General features: G+C 65.5%; 1 protein-coding gene. It reads left to right on the plus strand.

Annotated features, from left to right (window positions below; all coding sequences use genetic code 11):
* Positions 1-479: 479 nt before the first annotated feature.
* The coding region (locus tag AC5RUK_RS17395) for a hypothetical protein (RefSeq protein ID WP_494152986.1) at positions 480-913 on the plus strand (434 nt) is incomplete at its 3' end.

Here is a 913-nt window from a genome sequence, read left to right on the forward strand (position 1 = left end):
GCACTCGGGAGGGTGTGGGAGAGTAGGTCGCCGCCGGACATTCTTTGAACACGGGAAGGCCCCGCCAACGATGGCGGGGCCTTCCCGCGTTTAACCAGAGTGCCGATTCGTTAGTGGAGTCACAGCCCGCCGGCGGTTGTCTGCAAGTAGCGGAACAGTCGGCTGGACTAGAATGGATCGATGGTATGGGCGCGCCACAGAGAATTGCGCCCACAACAAGACATGCATTTTATAGGGATTTTGATGGCTGTGGTTGGCTGGTTCGACCTTGGCCCGCACTGAGAGGAGTTCCGGCATGGCTGATTTCCGGGGTCGTGAAGGACGAGACGACAGGGGTGCAGGCAGAGGCAACTTTGGCAACCGGTCAGGAGCCGAGCGCTCCAGCGAGGGTGGCCAGAGAAAGCGCCCCGACAACCAGGACCGGCGTAGCAGTGCCTCCGGTAACGCCGGCGGCTTCCGTTCGCGGGATGATCGGCCGCGTGAGGATCGTGGTGAGCGTCGGGACTTTGGCGACCGTCGTCCGCAGGGTGACCGTCCTCGCCAGGACCGTGGCGGCAGCGGATCAGGTAGCGGCGGCTTCCGTTCGCGGGATGATCGGCCGCGTGAGGATCGTGGTGAGCGTCGGGACTTTGGCGACCGTCGTCCGCAGGGTGACCGTCCTCGCCAGGACCGTGGCGGCAGCGGATCAGGTAGCGGCGGCTTCCGTTCGCGGGATGATCGGCCGCGTGAGGATCGTGGTGAGCGTCGGGACTTCGGCGATCGTCGTCCGCAGGATGACCGTCCCCGTCAGGACCGTGGCGGCAGCGGATCAGGTAGCGGCGGCTTCCGTTCGCGGGATGATCGGCCGCGTGAGGATCGTGGTGAGCGTCGGGACTTTGGTGACCGTCGTCCGCAGGGTGACCGTCCCCGTCAG

It is taken from the genome of Arthrobacter sp. Y3223065 (genome assembly GCF_059090885.1).